Source organism: Pseudomonas glycinis, from assembly GCF_054871425.1.
The window spans coordinates 390403-406462 of sequence record NZ_JBTYHF010000002.1; the positions used below are offsets into that span (position 1 = coordinate 390403).

General features: G+C 61.3%; 15 protein-coding genes and 2 pseudogenes. 6 read left to right on the forward strand and 11 right to left on the reverse strand.

Translation table 11 applies throughout. The features are described from left to right. Nucleotides 1-50: 50 nt before the first annotated feature. Complete coding sequence (locus ACYSTU_RS05850) at nucleotides 51-512, forward strand: TIGR02444 family protein (RefSeq protein WP_136493164.1); 462 nt, start codon at nucleotides 51-53, stop codon at nucleotides 510-512. Here ACYSTU_RS05850 and ACYSTU_RS05855 read toward each other — a convergent pair. Continuing rightward, nucleotides 509-1702: an AlgP family protein gene (locus tag ACYSTU_RS05855; RefSeq protein ID WP_136493165.1), complete on the reverse strand. Its 1194-nt coding sequence runs from the start codon at nucleotides 1700-1702 to the stop codon at nucleotides 509-511. The genes ACYSTU_RS05850 and ACYSTU_RS05855 overlap by 4 nt on opposite strands. 192 nt (nucleotides 1703-1894) lie before the next feature. Here ACYSTU_RS05855 and ACYSTU_RS05860 point away from each other — a divergent pair, with 192 nt between their 5' ends. After that, the gene (locus ACYSTU_RS05860) at nucleotides 1895-2560 is read left to right on the forward strand and encodes an FKBP-type peptidyl-prolyl cis-trans isomerase (protein ID WP_136493166.1); all 666 of its coding nucleotides are present in this window, start codon (nucleotides 1895-1897) and stop codon (nucleotides 2558-2560) included. 57 nt (nucleotides 2561-2617) lie between these two features. Here the strand turns inward: ACYSTU_RS05860 and ACYSTU_RS05865 are convergent, their stop codons facing one another. From ACYSTU_RS05865 to ACYSTU_RS05900, 8 genes and pseudogenes are all read right to left on the reverse strand, one after another. After that, a complete protein-coding gene (locus ACYSTU_RS05865) occupies nucleotides 2618-3076 on the reverse strand; it encodes an Rsd/AlgQ family anti-sigma factor (protein WP_016772602.1) in 459 nt (152 codons plus the stop codon). A 181-nt stretch (nucleotides 3077-3257) separates the two neighbouring features. Continuing rightward, entirely contained in the window at nucleotides 3258-3809 is a 552-nt protein-coding gene (locus tag ACYSTU_RS05870; protein ID WP_016772601.1) for a disulfide bond formation protein B, read from the reverse strand. Nucleotides 3810-4025: 216 nt separating this feature from the next. Further along, entirely contained in the window at nucleotides 4026-5264 is a 1239-nt protein-coding gene (locus ACYSTU_RS05875; protein ID WP_136493167.1) for a heme biosynthesis protein HemY, read from the reverse strand. Then, nucleotides 5261-6403 carry a uroporphyrinogen-III C-methyltransferase gene (locus ACYSTU_RS05880; protein WP_243241375.1) on the reverse strand — a complete coding sequence of 381 codons (1143 nt, stop codon included), beginning with the start codon at nucleotides 6401-6403 and terminating at the stop codon, nucleotides 5261-5263. Before ACYSTU_RS05880 ends, ACYSTU_RS05875 begins: the two co-directional genes overlap by 4 nt. A gap of 36 nt (nucleotides 6404-6439) precedes the next feature. Further along, a pseudogene (locus ACYSTU_RS05885) lies at nucleotides 6440-7186 on the reverse strand (uroporphyrinogen-III synthase); the annotation flags it as partial. Further along, nucleotides 7183-8124, reverse strand: coding sequence for a hydroxymethylbilane synthase (gene hemC / locus ACYSTU_RS05890; protein WP_016772599.1), 942 nt, complete (start codon nucleotides 8122-8124; stop codon nucleotides 7183-7185). The gene hemC and the pseudogene ACYSTU_RS05885, both read right to left, overlap by 4 nt. Before the next feature lie 137 nt (nucleotides 8125-8261). Further along, nucleotides 8262-9008, reverse strand: a complete 747-nt coding sequence (locus tag ACYSTU_RS05895) for a LytR/AlgR family response regulator transcription factor (protein WP_016772598.1) — start codon at nucleotides 9006-9008, stop codon at nucleotides 8262-8264. Beyond that, nucleotides 9005-9166, reverse strand: a pseudogene (locus ACYSTU_RS05900) (sensor histidine kinase); the annotation flags it as partial. The gene ACYSTU_RS05895 and the pseudogene ACYSTU_RS05900, both read right to left, overlap by 4 nt. A 311-nt stretch (nucleotides 9167-9477) precedes the next feature. On the opposite strand from ACYSTU_RS05900, the gene argH reads away from it, so the two are divergent. Continuing rightward, the gene (argH, locus tag ACYSTU_RS05905) at nucleotides 9478-10872 is read left to right on the forward strand and encodes an argininosuccinate lyase (protein ID WP_016772597.1); all 1395 of its coding nucleotides are present in this window, start codon (nucleotides 9478-9480) and stop codon (nucleotides 10870-10872) included. A gap of 128 nt (nucleotides 10873-11000) precedes the next feature. Here argH and ACYSTU_RS05910 read toward each other — a convergent pair whose 3' ends face one another. Continuing rightward, nucleotides 11001-11660 carry a glutathione S-transferase family protein gene (locus tag ACYSTU_RS05910; RefSeq protein ID WP_123441806.1) on the reverse strand — a complete coding sequence of 220 codons (660 nt, stop codon included), beginning with the start codon at nucleotides 11658-11660 and terminating at the stop codon, nucleotides 11001-11003. Between the two features lie 123 nt (nucleotides 11661-11783). On the opposite strand from ACYSTU_RS05910, the gene ACYSTU_RS05915 reads away from it, so the two are divergent. The 3 genes from ACYSTU_RS05915 (at nucleotide 11784) to ACYSTU_RS05925 (ending at nucleotide 15541) form a co-directional block, all read left to right on the forward strand. Beyond that, on the forward strand, nucleotides 11784-12074 hold the full coding sequence (locus ACYSTU_RS05915; RefSeq protein ID WP_122698690.1) for a hypothetical protein: 291 nt from the start codon (nucleotides 11784-11786) through the stop codon (nucleotides 12072-12074). A gap of 196 nt (nucleotides 12075-12270) precedes the next feature. Continuing rightward, entirely contained in the window at nucleotides 12271-12516 is a 246-nt protein-coding gene (locus ACYSTU_RS05920; RefSeq protein ID WP_016772594.1) for a TIGR02647 family protein, read from the forward strand. A gap of 181 nt (nucleotides 12517-12697) precedes the next feature. After that, nucleotides 12698-15541: a class I adenylate cyclase gene (locus ACYSTU_RS05925; protein WP_125916802.1), complete on the forward strand. Its 2844-nt coding sequence runs from the start codon at nucleotides 12698-12700 to the stop codon at nucleotides 15539-15541. Between the two features lie 9 nt (nucleotides 15542-15550). Here ACYSTU_RS05925 and rnk read toward each other — a convergent pair whose 3' ends face one another. Beyond that, nucleotides 15551-15970 (reverse strand): nucleoside diphosphate kinase regulator, encoded by a 420-nt coding sequence (gene rnk / locus ACYSTU_RS05930; RefSeq protein WP_130900310.1) that lies wholly within the window; start codon nucleotides 15968-15970, stop codon nucleotides 15551-15553. Nucleotides 15971-16060: the final 90 nt, after the last annotated feature.

Genomic DNA, 16060 nt, shown 5'->3' on the forward strand with positions numbered 1-16060 from the left:
AATGGCGGCGGAGTCTACCAGCTTCGCTCACAACTGGCGCGAGTAGCACGATGTCCTCTGACCTGTGGAGCTTTGCCCTTGATGTCTACGCCCGGCCGGGCGTGGAAGATGCCTGCCTGCAATTGCAAACGGCGGGCGCCAATGTCTGCCTGCTGCTCTGCGGTTTATGGCTGGAGCAGCGCGCGGTGGCGTGCGATGAACCGCGCGTACGTCTGCTCAAGGCCTTGACCGCGCCGTGGGATATCGACGTGGTGCAGCCGCTGCGAACCCTGCGCCTGCAATGGAAAACGCGGGCCGTCGACGATGCGGTGGTGGCCGGCATGCGCGAGCAGATCAAATCACTGGAGCTTGAAGCTGAGCGCACCTTGCTGTCACGGCTCGAAGGTGTGGCGCAGGAGTGGACGCGCAACGATGCAGGTTCGGTGACCTGGCTTGAGGGCTTGGCCGGCAATGCCACCAGCCTGAACCGCGACGCGCTGCAAGTGCTGCGCGTCGCGGCAACCGGCACTTAGGAAGCGCTGGTCGGGGTGCTGCTGACGTTCGACGAAGCGGCTGGCGCTGGCGCAGTCGAAGGGGTCGAGTGAGTGGCGGACGACGGTGCCGATGCAGCTGGAGCAGCCGGGGTAGCGGCAGTGGCAGGCTTGGCTGCTGGAGCGGTAGCCGGTTTGGTCGCGGCTGGCTTGGCAGCTGCAGGCTTTTTCACCGCTGGTTTTGCGGCTGGCTTGGCGGCCGGCTTTGCAGCAGCGGTCGCAGGCTTGGCAGCAGCGGGTTTCGCAGCTGGCTTGGCGGCCGGTTTCGCAGCGGTTTTTGCCGCAGGTTTTGCTGCCGATGTTGCGGCTGGTTTGGCAGCCGGTTTTACCGCCACTTTCGCAGCAGGTTTGGCGGCGGCCGGCTTGGCCGCAGTCTTGGCAGCAGGCTTCGCAGCGGCGGTCTTCGCAGCAGGTTTTGCTGCTGGTTTCGCTGCTGCTTTGGCAGCAGGTTTGGCGGCTGCGGTTTTCGCCGGTGCAGCTTTGCTCGCGGCCGGTTTTGCAGCGGCTTTGGCAGGGGTGGCTTTCACTGCTGGCTTGGCTGCAGCAGGTTTGGCTGCGGTGGTTTTAGCCGCCGGTTTTGCCGCGCTCGCCACCGGCTTCTTCGCTGCAGTTTTCGCCGCTGGTTTGGCAGCCGCTTTCACTGGCGCCTTGGCCGCTGGTTTGGCGGCGGTTTTCGCGACAGCAGGTTTCGCCGCAGCGGTCTTCGCCGGGGCTTTGCTTGCAGCAGGTTTGGCAGCGACTTTCTTCGCTGGTGCTGCTGCCGGTTTGGCCGAACGCGACGACAGAACCTTGCCCACTGCTTCCTGCACGCGGCCAACACCCTGGGCCAGTTTCAGGCTTTCCTGGGCATCGCGCTTGAGTTGCAAAATGTAGCTGCGGGTTTCGGACTGACGATCTTTCAAAGCGTCGAGCAGGTCTTCGAGTTCTTTCACGGCAGCCTTGGCTTTGTTCTGTGCCTTGGCTTTGCCGGCGGTGGCGGCGTCCTGCAATTTGGTGCGCGATTTGTGCAGTTTTTCCTGCGCCTTGCCGCGCTGCTTTTCCAGCTTGGCGAGCAGTTTTTCAGCATCAGCCAAGGCTTGCGAGCAAGCGTTTTCCAAATGCTCGAGCAGGCTGCCCGACAACTGTTGGAGTAAGTGCAACGGAGTATTTACAGGCTTCTTGGTGGCCGACATGGTTTACCTCCTGGCTGACGTGAGTGCGGCTCATACTAGACCTCTGCTGATACCGCCGCTAGGGCATGTTGACAGTATCTGCACCGTTGCGTTGCACCGAAGCCGAAATGTTCTGCGCGCGGGAAAAAGCAGTTCACCGATGCAGACGTTTGCACTGGCATAATCCCCCGCATCCCAGGTCGGAGAGTGCCCATGTCGCGCTACTTTATTTTGTCCCTCTGCGTGTTTTTTTCGGCGGCGTATGCCGATGAAAAAAACACGGCGAACGATGCTCATGATCTGGCTTACAGCCTCGGTGCCAGCCTCGGCGAACGGCTGCGTCAGGAGGTACCACAGTTGCAGATCCAGGCGCTGATCGAAGGTCTGCAACAGGCGTATCAGGGCAAGCCGCTGGCGCTGAGTGAAGCGCGTATCGAACAGATTCTGGCCGACCACGAATCGCGCAATGCCGAGCAGGCATCACGGCAATCGAGCGACGCGGCGATGGAAAACGAGCAACGCTTTCTCAGTGCGGAAAAAGCCAAACCAGGGGTGAAGGAACTGGCCGATGGCATCCTTCTGACTGAACTGGTTCCGGGCACTGGCGCCAAGGCCGGCCCGGACGGCAAAGTGCAGGTGCTGTATATCGGCAAGCTGCCGGATGGCACCGTGTTCGATCAGAACACCCAGCCGCAATGGTTCAACCTCGACAGCGTGATCGCCGGTTGGCGCACCGCCTTGCAGAACATGCCGGTGGGGGCGAAATGGCGGCTGGTGATTCCATCGGATCAAGCCTATGGCGCCGACGGTGCCGGCGACCTGATCGCGCCGTTCACGCCTCTGGTTTTCGAAGTGGAGTTGCGTGGCGCGACGAGCTGATCAGGCATAAAAAAACGGTGCGCTTTCGGGCGCACCGTTTTTCATGAAGGACGTGGATCAAGCCTGAACCGGATCTTCTGCCTTGTGTGCCGTGTGCAGCACTTCGATCAGGCAATCTTCAAGTTCAAAGCGCTCGTGCAACAAGCCGCCCAACTCCTTGAATTTCTCCGCAACGCATTTGCCTTCGTCGCACAGGTCGTTGAACGCGAGCAGCTTCTCGGTAATGACGTCGATGCGCGGATAGATGGTCTCGGCGAGTTCCAGACCGCGCTTGTCGTTGAACGCCTTGGCTTCGCCAGTCAGCTGTTCATAGATTTCGAAGTGCCCCGCCGATACGTAATCGACCAGCACGCCGCAGAATTCCTGCAAAGGCTTGCGGCTCTCGGACAGCGACTCAGGCTGCGCACCGAGCTTGTCGTAGGCGCCGATCAGCTCTTCACGCTCCTGCAACCAGCGGTCGATCAGCAGATGAACCCCACCCCAACGTTCCTGAGCATTCTGACAACTTTCGAGCATGGCGATCTCTCTTCCCTTGTGGGTCATGCTGCTCTACACCCGCGCCCCTGTTCTGATTTGACTGGTGGACGATCGGGCAGAGCGTCATCGAGCAACATAAATCCAATGACACGTGCCGGCCAGATTATGCCCGCACGCCTATGGCTTCAAGGTACGCAGGAGATAAAGTTCATACAAGTGTTTAATCCCTGACCAGCAGGTGGTGCGACGCTTCGTCGCTGACCGGTCGTTGCAGAGCGCTCCAGATCAGACGCAACAACTGATAAACCGCAAGGATCGACACGCCGACAAAAAACAGCAGGCTCCATTCCGGGATGCTCAAATCGAACAGTGTCCAGGAGATGTCCGCACAATCGGCGCCGCCGTTGAACATCCGTTGCAAGGCGCAGATCCACGGCAGGTCGCTGAACAGTGACTCCACGGTTGGCGAGCATTTGACCAGTTGCAGCATCGAATCACTCTGGATCAACACCTGCCGCCACGCAGCGGTGGTTCCCCCCAGACTGGCGCCGAGTGCAAACAGCCAGTACCACCATAAGCCAACGCGCCGGGGGCCATGCACCGCCGCCACGCCGCAGCCGATGCACAGCAATGTGAGGAACAATCGCTGCACCAGGCACAGACTGCAAGGCGTCAGGCCGACCGCGTATTCGAGGTAATAGGAAGCTCCCAGAGCAAAGGCCCCCGCAATGAAAGCCATGAAGAACAAGGAGCGTGAGCAGGCCAACGACATGGCTTTTCCGTAACAGTAGAGACAGACGGTTACGGTAGAGGAAAGCGTGTCAGCCTTTCAAGGCAAGGGCCTGCCGACAGTTCACCGCAGGTGTAGGGAAAACCCGACAGGCTCGATAGGAAACGGTGAAGCGCTCTGTAGGACTTTGTCTCCAGAGCGCGAAGAAGGGGAATTTTCGGTCATCGAAGTTCGCGAGGGAGCAAACGCCCTCGCCATTCATACCTTCGCCGCAACCGGCAAAGGCGCCGCCAGCAAGCGTTCATCCAGCAGCCCCAGACCTTCCTGGAACAACTGATTGCTGCGCTCGGTATCGCCAAGCTGTGCAAGCAGGCGGGCCAGTTCCGCACAGGTCTCCGGATTGCGCTGCACGCGCAAACTGCTTTCCAGATAGTCGCGAGCCTTGCCCCACAGACTGGTTTGCAGACACAACCGCCCGAGGGTCAGCAGCAGACTCGGGTCGGCCGGGTGCTCCTTGAGCCAGCCTTCGGCATTCTGCAACTGACGCGCAGGATCACTGCCACGAACCAGACCATAGAGCCGCGCCAGATGGCTGTCGTACTTGCGCTTGAGCGCTGTTCGCAGGACCTCTTCGGCTTCGACCTGAGCACCAAGCTGGCGCAATTGCTCGGCATAGGCCAGTACCAAAGGTGCTTCCTGACGCTGCGCCGAAGTCAGCTGTTCCCACGCCCGCTTGAGCGATTGCAGACCCACCGTACCGTCTTCTTCGCGATGCGCTGCCAAGGACAGGTTCTCACCCCAGGCGCGGCGCTCGAGTTCGGCCAGTTCCGCCGGCGGCAGGACCTTGTCCTTGCGCAACTCTGGCAGCAGACGAATCACCGCCGGCCATTCGCCACGCTGCTGATGCAGACGTTGCAATTGACGCAATGTCTGCGCGCTGCGCGGATGCCGTTCATGCATTGCCTGCAAGGTCACCAGCGCACCGTCGGTGTCGCCACGATCAGTCTGCAATTGTGCGTGACTCAGGGCGATCGCCAATTCGGCTTGCGGCTGACGCTCCAGCGCGCGTTCGAGCAAACGATCACTTTCTTCGTACTGACCTTGCTCGTTCGCCGCACGGGCGGCGCCGAGGTAATACAGCAGTGGCTGACGCTCGGCTTCCGCTGCGCGGGTCAAGTGCCGTTGCGCACTGGCCCAGCGCCCTTCAGCCAGATCCAGCTGCCCGTGTTCGATCGCCACTTGCACGCGGCGGCTGCGATTGCGCCGCGACCACGGATTGACCACGCCGGTGGAGGTCATCACCAGCTCGACCAGCACCTTGATGCCCCAGAACAGCAGCCACAGCACCGCGATCACCGCCAGGGTCGCCCACAGGCTCGATTCGTAGCGGAAGCTCTTGTACGCCACCAGCACGTAACCGGAATGCTCGGCAATCGCCAGGCCCAGCGCTGCCGTCGCGGCGATGACCAGAAACACGATTACATAGAGGCGCTTCATGGGGTCGCCTCCTGCGCAGCATTGGCGGCAGGCTTGGCGAACGGTTTCACCGATTCCTCGGCATTGACGTTACGTCGCTCCAGATATCCCTGCACCGCACTCAAGGTGCCGGCCAGATCCGGCGTCTTGACGGTGACCGGTTCCTTGCTCAGCTCGGCGACCTGTTCCAGCATGACTTTGCTTTGCGGATTGTCCGGGTTGAAATTGCCTTTGAGCACATCGCGTGCCTCGGCCAGCGCCTGGGTGTACACCGCCGCCTGACCGTTGAGCGCGGCCCACTGCGCCTGCTCCAGCGCCAGGCTCAGGGCCAGGCGCACCTGGCTCAGGCTCTGTCCGGCCAGCAGCGGTTTGACGTTTTTGTCAGCATTGAAATCGATGCGGATATAGCGCGACACCTTGTCCCACCACTGCGCCCAGCGACTGGCGCCATCGCCATCGTTGGTCAGGCCCAGCAGCGACTCGCCGCGATCCTTGTACTCCGGCGCAAGCTCCGTGAGGTCGATAACCTGATCGCGCAGCGCGCCAAGGCGCAGGAACAGCCCGGTGCGATCCGGCTGTTCGGTGCTGCGCAAGGCGACCAGGGTTTTCGCCACTTGCTCGCGCGCGGCGAAGGAGCCCGGATCGTTCTGTTCACGGAGAATCTCATCGGCGCCTTGCACCAATGCCTGGGCGCTGCTGACGTCCTGCAACGCTGAAAGGCGCAGACTAGCCAGACGCAGCAAGTGTTCGGCCTCGGCCAGACGCCAGTCCTTGCGGCTGGCGCCAAGGACGGTTTCCAGACGTTGATTGAGGCGCTGTTGATCGCCCTGCAGTTGCGTGACCAGACGCTGGCGCTCGGCGAGTTCGTCCGCACCGGGCAACTGTGCAAGACGCTCGGTCAGACGCTGTTCGTTGAGCTTCAGACTCTGCGCCTGATCGTTCAAAGCCTGCACCTGACTCGACTGTTGCTGCGTGTTGTTCTGCAGGTGGCGCACCTGCCAGACACCCCAACCACCGATGGCGACACCGGCGGCGCCGAGCAGCAGGGCGACAATCGCCAGTCCATTGCCTCGGCGCGGCTCTTTGGCCGGTGGTGGAGTTTCAACCTGGGCATCGAGCGCAGGCTGGACGTCATCTTTTGGCAAGGCTGTTTCGCTCACGTATCCATCCTTTGCATTAGAAAACGGCATGGGACATTCCCGTAACGCCGTCAGCAAAGCCGCGGCACTCGCGCCGCGGCAATCCACAACTGTTTGAGCCCCGGCGGCACGTGCCAGCTCGGCGACCCTCGGGCTCGGTACAAACAACGGCAACTGCGCGATCTTCGGCCAGGCATCGCCGGCCATCTGCCGCAGGTGCTCGAAACCCTGTCCACTGCTGACCACCAGCCCGTTCAAGCGTTCCGCTTCGATCCGCCGTGGCAGCTCGTTTGGCGGGTAGGCTGGCAGATCGCGGCGATACAACTCCAGATACTCGACACTAGCACCAAGCGCGCGCAGGCGCTCGGCGAGCAGTTCACGACCGCCCTCGCCGCGCAGGATCATCACCTGCGCGCCGGACTGGTCGAGCGCCTCGCGCAGACGCGGCAATCGCAGCAGGGCTTCACTGTCATCGCCGTCAGCCGGGAAGCTGACATCGAGACCATGCTCGCGAAGAATGCCTGCGGTCGCCGCGCCGACGCTGAACCACGGCATGCTCAATGGCGCCGTGCCTTGGGACTTGAGCAGATCCACCGCAATCCGCGCCGCCGGTTTGCTGACCACAATCATCGCGCTGCAAGCGGGCAATCGCGAAATCGCCTGGCGAATAGTGTCAGAGAGCGGCAGCGGAACAATGTCCAGAAGCGGCAGGCAACTGCTGAAAATCCCGTGCCCGGCCAACTGTTCGGCCAGCGCCGCGCAGTCGTCTGCCGGGCGCGTCAGCAGCAGGCGCCAGGCCGTCACTCGTGACCCGCCTCGCCGTACACCGCTTTGAGAATGTCATCGGCGCCTTGCTTGAGCAGGTCTTCAGCGACCTGCACGCCCAAGGTCTCGGCGTCCGCGCGCGGCGCGCGGGCTTCGGCACTGAGCAGCTTGCCACCACTCGGTTCGCCCACCAGACCGCGCAACCACAACTGCTCGCCTTCAAGCACGGCGTAGCAGGCGATCGGCACTTGGCAGCCGCCGTTCAAATGTTTGTTGAGGGCGCGTTCGGCGTTCACCCGCGAAGCGGTATCGGCGTGATGCAAAGGCGCGAGCAAGGCGTGAATTTCGTGGTCGGCGCTGCGGCATTCGATGCCGACCGCGCCCTGGCCACCGGCCGGCAGGCTGTCATCGACACTGATCGCCGATGTGATGCGCTCTTCGAAACCCAGGCGGATCAGACCGGCCGCGGCGAGGATGATCGCGTCGTACTCGCCGGCGTCGAGTTTGGCCAGACGGGTGTTGACGTTGCCGCGCAGGAAACGGATCTGCAGGTCGGGACGCCGCGCCAGCAATTGCGTTTGCCGACGCAGGCTCGAAGTGCCGACGATGGCCCCGGCAGGCAGCGCTTCAAGACTGGCGTAGGTGTTGGAGACGAAAGCATCGCGCGGGTCTTCACGCTCACAGATGCAGAACAGACCCAGGCCTTGCGGGAAGTCCATCGGCACGTCTTTCATCGAATGCACGGCGATATCGGCCTGGTTTTCCAGCAGCGCGGTTTCCAGCTCCTTGACGAACAGACCCTTGCCGCCGATCTTCGACAGTGGCGAGTCGAGCAGCTTGTCGCCGCGACTGACCATGGGCACCAGCGTCACCAGCAGGCCCGGGTGGGCCGCCTCGAGACGGGCTTTGACGTATTCGGCCTGCCAGAGGGCCAGCGCACTTTTACGGGTGGCGATGCGGATTTCGCGAGGGGACATGGAACAATCCGTACTGAATAGATACGGCGGATAATAACAGCTCAGTCAATTTCACTTTGACCTGAATCAGAACCGGCGCGGCCTCCCTGGCCTGCCATGCCGGATAAAAGAACACGAAAAGGCCGGTGAGGACCAGGTCAAAGCCCCTGCATCATCTTGCGCACACCGGCAACGTGCCGCCGGCTGACAATCAGTGCATCGCCATTGAGGCCTTTGAGGAACAACTGGAAATGTCCCAGTGGCGTGCGTTGCAAGCGCTCGATGCGGTCGCGAGCGACCAGCGCGTTGCGGTGGATACGCACAAAGCGTTCGCCGAATTCGTCTTCAAGGGCTTTGAGGGGTTCGTCGAGCAGCACCTCGCCGGCTTCGTGACGCAGGGTCACGTACTTGTGGTCGGCGATGAAGTAGACCACCTGATCCAGCGGAATCAGCTCGATGCCTTTACGGGTCCGTGCGCTGATGTGGCTGCGTGGGCCGTTGCCACTTTCGGCAGCGGGACGGGTCAGGGCCGAGAGTTGCGCCCGGTTGGGACGTTCAGCCCGCTTCAGGGCTTCATTCAAGTGTTCGGTTCGCACAGGTTTCACCACATAGCCCACGGCGCTGGCCTGCAGGGCTTCCACGGCAAATTCATCGGGACTGGTGCAAAACACCACGGCCGGCGGCGTCTCTCGTTCGCACAGTCGGGCAGCAACCTGCAGGCCATCGAGGCCCGGCATGCGGATATCGAGCAGCACGATATCCGGCTTGTGGCTGTCGATCAGCGCTAACGCCTCCTCGCCATTCGTGGCACTGGGCTCCAGGACTGTGTAACCCTCGAGCTCGCTCACCATACGGCTTAGGCGCTCGCGAGCCAGGGGTTCGTCATCAACGATCAGGACATTCATATTGCGCTGGATTCCTGCGTGAGTCTCGCACAAGGATAGCGTAGACAGGTGTAGTGACCTCCGTCACCGCGATCCACGCTAAGACTAGCCCGAGCGCCAAAAAGTGCCGTACGTCGGCCAGCAATATTTGCCAGCGTCCGGGTCGTACCGCGCGGAGCCCAGTGTTTCCTGCGTTTCTCACGGTGGGTGACCGTTGTACAACTCACCCGCCCCCTCTTCTTATAGCCAGTGGCCGGACCTTTGCATGATCCGCATTCGCACCGACCCTTATGTCCACTGTAGACGTTCGTCGGAACGATATTGCTCAATCAAAAAATATCCTTTTGTAAATTCCTTGCAGACCGCGCCGGACACGCCTGACACATCCGCGAAAAAACGTATCGACCGGTGTCAGCGACAGGATTGGCAACCCTGTTATTATCCACGCCAGCGTTTCACGCCATTTCTTCAAGCCGATACGAGCGAATTCATGAGCACTGACAAGACCAATCAGTCCTGGGGCGGCCGCTTCAGTGAACCCGTCGACGCCTTCGTCGCCCGCTTCACCGCCTCCGTCACTTTCGACCAGCGCCTGTATCGCCACGACATCATGGGCTCGATCGCCCACGCCACCATGCTGGCCAAGGTCGGCGTGCTGACCGATGCCGAGCGCGACAGCATCATCGATGGCCTGAAGACCATTCAGGGCGAAATCGAGGCCGGCCAGTTCGACTGGCGCGTCGACCTCGAAGACGTGCACATGAACATCGAAGCACGCCTGACCGACCGCATCGGCGTCACCGGTAAAAAGCTCCACACCGGGCGCAGCCGCAACGACCAGGTCGCCACCGATATCCGCCTGTGGCTGCGCGATGAAATCGACCTGATCCTCGCCGAGATCACCCGCCTGCAAAAAGGCCTGCTGGAGCAGGCCGAGCGTGAGGCCGCGAGCATCATGCCGGGTTTCACCCACTTGCAGACCGCGCAGCCTGTGACCTTCGGGCACCACATGCTGGCCTGGTTCGAAATGCTCAGCCGCGACTACGAGCGTCTGGTCGACTGCCGCAAGCGCACTAACCGCATGCCGCTGGGCAGCGCCGCGCTGGCCGGCACGACCTACCCGATCGACCGCGAATACACCGCGCAACTGCTCGGCTTCGACGCCGTCGGCGGCAACTCGCTGGACAACGTTTCCGATCGCGACTTCGCCATCGAATTCTGCTCGGCCGCGAGCATCGCGATGATGCACCTGTCGCGTTTCTCCGAAGAGCTGGTGCTGTGGACCAGCGCGCAGTTCCAGTTCATCGATCTGCCGGACCGTTTCTGCACCGGCAGCTCGATCATGCCGCAAAAGAAAAACCCCGATGTGCCCGAACTGGTGCGCGGCAAGACCGGCCGTGTGTTCGGCGCGCTGATGGGCCTGCTGACCCTGATGAAAGGCCAGCCACTGGCCTACAACAAGGACAATCAGGAAGACAAGGAGCCGCTGTTCGACGCCGCCGACACCCTGCGCGATTCGCTGCGCGCGTTTGCCGACATGATCCCGGCGATCAAGCCGAAACACGCGATCATGCGTGAAGCGGCACTGCGCGGTTTCTCCACCGCGACCGACCTGGCGGATTATCTGGTGCGCCGTGGCCTGCCGTTCCGCGACTGCCATGAAATCGTTGGCCACGCGGTGAAATACGGCGTCGACACGGGTAAGGATCTGGCCGAGATGAGCCTGGAAGAACTGCGTCAGTTCAGCGATCAGATCGAGCAGGACGTGTTTGCCGTGCTGACCCTCGAAGGCTCGGTGAATGCCCGCGACCATATCGGCGGGACTGCACCGGCGCAGGTCAAGGCTGCGGTGGCGCGCGGCCAGGCCCTGCTGGCCAGCCGCTAAAAGCCAAGAGCTTCGCGAGCAGGCTCGCTCCCACAGGGATTCTGGATGTTCACAAAATTTGTGTTCACCACCAGTTCAATGTGGGAGCGAGCCTGCTCGCGAAGGCTTCCTTCAGAGCGCTACAAAATTCATTTCTTGGCAGCAATCATCGCCAAAAACGCCGGCATCGCCGCGTCCTTGTCCGCCGCGATCTTCTGCACATGCGGATTTTGCTCAAGCCGCTCCAGCAGCGCTTTCGCCTGCGGCATCTCGGCCAGCAGATCAATCCCGAACAGCTTCTGCCCGACCGCACAGGCCAGCGGCACGCTGTAGAGGAAATACAAATCGGCAATGCTCAGGCTGTCACCCGCCACGTACGGGGCGAACTTGCCATGACGGCCCAGCGCGGCGAAGCCCAGCAGCAGCTCGGTCCGGGTCTTCTCTTTGATCGGCTCCGGCAATGTCACACCGAAAAACGCCTCGCCATAGCAGGCACGCCCCGGCAACTCGATGTACAACTCGATCTCCTTGGCAATTGCCAATACCTGCGCGCGCTCGAACGGGTCGCTGGGCAGGAGTGGCGTGCCCTTTTGTGCTTGTTCGAGGTATTCGAGGATGATCGCGGTTTCGTTGATATAACCGGCGTCGACACCCAGCACCGGGACCTTGCCACGCGGACTGATTGCCAGTGACTCCGGTGTCTGCGTCGGGTAGAAGGTCACCTCTTCGAAGGGCAGGCCTTTTTCCAGCAGTGCCAGTTTGACCATGTTGTAGTAGTTGCTGACAGCAAATCCGTAGAGCTTGAACATCACAGAGCCTCCAGGCCGTGCGGGGTGGGCAGTGCCTGTTTATAGAACGCCGCGACGTTTCCCGCCAGCAGCATCACGCCGCTGAATGCGGGTAAACTGGCGCCTTTCCCTGAGGAGCCTGCCATGAGCGAGCCGACAGATATCGTCAACGATGACGACGAAGAAGCATTCACTGAAGCGACGCTGATCGAAGCCATCGAGAACCAGATTGAAAGCGACAACCCGCCGGCGGCCAAGGCTACGTTGAACAAGCTGACTTTGGTCGGCATGGACCGTGAGGAGATCCTCAATTTGATGGCCCATGTGCTGGCTTTCGAAATTGACGCGATGCTCGATGAAGATCGCCCGTTCGACACCCAGTGGTACGAAGCGGCACTGCGCGCTTTGCCAGAGCTGCCACCGGAAAAGCAGTAACCACATCACTCTTATGGGAGCGAGCAGGCTCGCTCCCACAAGGTTTGTTACGCATCCATCCAGCCATCTGCTGCCGCCCGACTACACTGGAATTCGCCTCAAGACAAAATCCCCTGATCCGAGCACTGGACATGCTGCACCAGCGGGTTCACCTTAGAGGCGCTGTCGTCCAATTCCTAGAAAGTCTGGAGTCCTTATGTCGCTTACCCCTGAGTTGGTTGCCGAACTGGAAGTCCTTGCACTCTTCAACCTGGACAGTTCCCAGGAAGGTCTGAAAATTCACCAGACCGCTGCCCCGAAACACATCGCTGCTGCCCAGCGCCTCTTTGAAAAAGAACTCACCGACCAGCCCGATGGCGGTTATCTGACCAGCCTCGGTCGCGATGCCGCGCAAAACGTGCAGACCGTACTGACGATTTTGAAAGAACAGGAAACCGCCTGATTTCTCTGACTTTGCCCACGGGAACTCCTGCCACGGGATTTCCGCGGGCCCGCCCGATCGCTGTCGATAAAAAACTGACGTCAAAAAACAAATTCAGCTTAAACGTCCTGCCGCGCAGCGGCTAAACTGCGGCCATTCCGAGACCCTCTACGTCCGAGCCTGCAAGCCGGTTTGAGCTGACATGACCCGCACCCACGAAATCCGCCCCGACCTGGACGAAGGCATCGACCGCAAGGTACTCAGCCAACTGCGCGCACGTTTTCTCAAACTCAATGAAGGCCGCCTCGGCCGCGCTCTCGAAGGCTTGTCGACGCGCCAGCAAAGCGTGTTGACGCTGTTGCCGCTGTTCTTTCACGTCAATCATCCGTTGCTGCCCGGCTATGTCTCGGGCAGTACGCCGGCGGGGCTTTCGAATTATGAGCCGGACGCCAATGCGCTGACTGAGGCGCAGCGCCTGACTCGCTCGTTCTCTTACAGGCCGCGCCATGGCAGTAACCCGCCGCGACCGATCCACGGCCTGTTCCTGATGGGCAGCCTCGGCACGCTGGCCCAGGCCGATCAGAGCGATATGGACGTGTGGGTCTGCCATGGGCCGGATCTGAGCGAAAGCGAGCTCGCCGAGCTGAGCAAGAAGTGCCAATTGCTGGAAGCCTGGGCTGCAAGCCAGGGTGCCGAAGCGCATTTCTTCCTGATCGACCCGGCGCGCTTCGTCAAAGGCGAACGCGATTCCCAGCTCAGTTCGGACAACTGCGGCAGCACCCAGCACTATCTGCTGCTCGACGAGTTTTACCGCACGGCGATCTGGCTGGCCGGGCGCACGCCGATCTGGTGGCTGGTGCCGGTCTATGAAGAAACAGCCTACGACGCCTACACCTACACCTTGCTGTCCAAACGCTTCATTCGCGCCGACGAAACCCTGGATCTCGGGCCGATGGCGACCATTCCGCCCGGGGAATTCATCGGCGCCGGATTGTGGCAGTTGTTCAAAGGCATCGAATCGCCCTACAAGTCAGTGCTCAAACTGCTGCTGACCGAGGTGTACGCCAGTGAACACCCGCACGTTCAGTGCCTGAGCCTGCGCTTCAAGAAAGCCGTGTTCGCCAATCAGCTCGATCTCGATGAGCTTGACCCGTACATGGTCGTGTACCGGCGTATCGAGGAATACCTGATCGCCCGCAACGAACCGGAACGTCTTGAGCTGGTGCGCCGCGCGCTGTATCTGAAGGTCAACCGCAAGCTCACCGGCAACAGCCGCAGCCAGGGCTGGCAACGCGCACTGCTCGAACGCCTGGCCGGCGAGTGGCACTGGGATCAACGGCAACTGGCGCTGCTCGACAGCCGCAGTCAGTGGAAAGTCCGCCAGGTCAGCGCCGAGCGCCGCGCGCTGGTCAATGAACTCAATTACAGCTATCGCTTCCTGACACAGTTCGCCCGCAGCGAACAGACTGTCAGCCTGATCAACAAGCGCGACCTCAATGTCCTCGGCCGGCGCCTGTACGCAGCGTTCGAGCGCAAGGCCGACAAGGTCGAGTTCATCAATCCGGGCATTGCCCCGGATCTGGCCGAAGACACCCTGACCCTGGTGCAGTCGCCGAACAAAAAGGAGCCGGGGCAGACCCAGTGGGGCCTGTACAACGGCAGCCTGACGGCACTGGAGTGGGAACACTTCGCGCCGATCAAGCGCAGTCGCGAGCTGCTTGAACTGCTGACCTGGTGCCACCGCAACGGCGTGATCGACAGCAGCACACGTCTGGCCCTGCATCCGGGCACCAGCGACTTGAGCGAGTTCGAGCTGTTCAACCTGCTCGGCAGCTTGCAGCAGTGCATCGCCCTGCCCTTGCCCTCTGTTGCTGAAGAGCCATTGCTACGTGCCGCTGTGCCCAGCGAAGTGCTGCTGCTGATCAACGTCGGCGTCGACCCGCTCAAGCATCACCGTGATCTGAACATCCTGATGACCACCGAACGCACCGACTCGCTGAGCTATGCCGGTGTGCGCGAGAACCTGGTGCTGACCCTCGATCAGGTCACGCTCAACAGCTGGAACGAAGTGCTGGTCAATCGTTTCGACGGCCCGCATGCGCTGCTCGACTGCCTGCGCGATTACCTCAACAACCTGCCGCGCGGCCCGGTGCAGCCGTCGCTGAAAGTGCGCTGTTTCTGCCACAACCGCGCGCAATTCATTGCCCGCCGCGTCGAAGAAATCGTCGACACCGCGCAGACCCTGTTGCTCAGCGAGTTGAATCACCGCTACCTGATTCAGGTGCAGCAGCACTATCACGTGCTGGAGCTGGTGCCCGGCCAGGTCAACCATGTCGCCCTCGCCACTCTGCCGGCACTGCTCGATTATCTGGGCGAAGAACAACCGCGCTACAGCCCGCTGCACCTCGACCCGATGGCGCTGGAGGACCATGACCTGGCGCTGATCCTGCCGATGGGTCAGCCGGAGTGCATTCAGGTCTTCTACCGCATCAGCGAGCAGCAGGCCGAGCTGTACGTGCTGGATGAATTCAATGCGCTGTGGCAGCAGCAACTGCCGTACCACGACGAGCAGAGTCTGCTGGTGCCGCTGCAGCGTTTTCTGCAATCGATCCAGTACCGCCGTGAAGCGCAATTGCCGATGGACGGTGGCCCTGCGGGCAGCCCCGAGACTTTGTATTACCAGCTGTTGCCGTCAGGCCCGGGGCGCTCGCGCAGGGTCGAAACCCGGCCGGCACCGCAGACCCCGGTGAACAAACCGTTCTATGACGTACAGGCGATCATCGGCAAAGCCGCGCCCGGCGAAGTGCAGGTCACCCTGTATTGCAATCAGCGCGAGTTCAGCGAGCTGGAGCATGGCGACCAGCTGTTCAGCGTGGTCGCCCGAGAGATCGTCGAGCAGCGCCGCGAGACCGAACGCTATCGCTGCTACATCACCGACCTCGATCTCTCGGGGCTGCTCGGTGACGGGCACAGTTCAAGCAATCTGTATCTGCGCTACAAGGCGGACCTGGAGCGCTCGTTGAATGAAGCGCTCGAACAGGTTTGAAGCGGGGAGTTATTCGGGGAAGGCGCCGCCATTGACCGGTTGCGATTCCACTTCCAGCAAGGTCAGTTTCAGCGACTTGCCACCCGGGGCCGGCCAATCGATGTGCTGACCGACCTTCAGACCCAGCAGCGCACTGCCGACCGGCGCCAGTATGGAAATCTTGCCTTCATCGGCGTTGGCGTGCTTGGGATAGACCAGCGTCAGGTGGTAATCCTTGCCGCTGCCTTCTTCGCGGCAATGCACACGGGAATTCATGGTCACGACATCGGCGGGCACTTCATCGTGGCCGACCACGGTATCGGCGCGGTCCAGCTCGGTTTGCAGCGCAATCACGCCCGGCGCTGCCTGGTCTTTATCGATCAGGTTGTCGATCAGGCGCTGCAGACGTTGCACGTCCAGACGGGTAAGGGTGATGGAAGGTGCGGTCATGATCCAGGCAGACTCCTTTCTTCTGCACAAAAAAAGCAAAACCCCGCCAAAAAAGACGGGGTTTTCACCGTGCCTCGGTGGTTTGAGGCG

Bases quoted from the DNA above. Each gene is read 5' to 3' on its own strand.
- ACYSTU_RS05915 (WP_122698690.1), top strand. From the start codon at position 11,784: ATGAGCGAGCCGACAGATATCGTCAACGATGACGACGAAGAAGCATTC.
- argH (WP_016772597.1), top strand. From the start codon at position 9,478: ATGAGCACTGACAAGACCAATCAGTCCTGGGGCGGCCGCTTCAGTGAA.
- ACYSTU_RS05910 (WP_123441806.1), bottom strand. From the start codon at position 11,660: ATGTTCAAGCTCTACGGATTTGCTGTCAGCAACTACTACAACATGGTC.
- ACYSTU_RS05870 (WP_016772601.1), bottom strand. From the start codon at position 3,809: ATGTCGTTGGCCTGCTCACGCTCCTTGTTCTTCATGGCTTTCATTGCG.
- ACYSTU_RS05920 (WP_016772594.1), top strand. From the start codon at position 12,271: ATGTCGCTTACCCCTGAGTTGGTTGCCGAACTGGAAGTCCTTGCACTC.
- rnk (WP_130900310.1), bottom strand. From the start codon at position 15,970: ATGACCGCACCTTCCATCACCCTTACCCGTCTGGACGTGCAACGTCTG.
- ACYSTU_RS05925 (WP_125916802.1), top strand. From the start codon at position 12,698: ATGACCCGCACCCACGAAATCCGCCCCGACCTGGACGAAGGCATCGAC.
- ACYSTU_RS05850 (WP_136493164.1), top strand. From the start codon at position 51: ATGTCCTCTGACCTGTGGAGCTTTGCCCTTGATGTCTACGCCCGGCCG.
- ACYSTU_RS05875 (WP_136493167.1), bottom strand. From the start codon at position 5,264: ATGAAGCGCCTCTATGTAATCGTGTTTCTGGTCATCGCCGCGACGGCA.
- ACYSTU_RS05865 (WP_016772602.1), bottom strand. From the start codon at position 3,076: ATGCTCGAAAGTTGTCAGAATGCTCAGGAACGTTGGGGTGGGGTTCAT.
- ACYSTU_RS05855 (WP_136493165.1), bottom strand. From the start codon at position 1,702: ATGTCGGCCACCAAGAAGCCTGTAAATACTCCGTTGCACTTACTCCAA.
- hemC (WP_016772599.1), bottom strand. From the start codon at position 8,124: ATGTCCCCTCGCGAAATCCGCATCGCCACCCGTAAAAGTGCGCTGGCC.
- ACYSTU_RS05860 (WP_136493166.1), top strand. From the start codon at position 1,895: ATGTCGCGCTACTTTATTTTGTCCCTCTGCGTGTTTTTTTCGGCGGCG.
- ACYSTU_RS05895 (WP_016772598.1), bottom strand. From the start codon at position 9,008: ATGAATGTCCTGATCGTTGATGACGAACCCCTGGCTCGCGAGCGCCTA.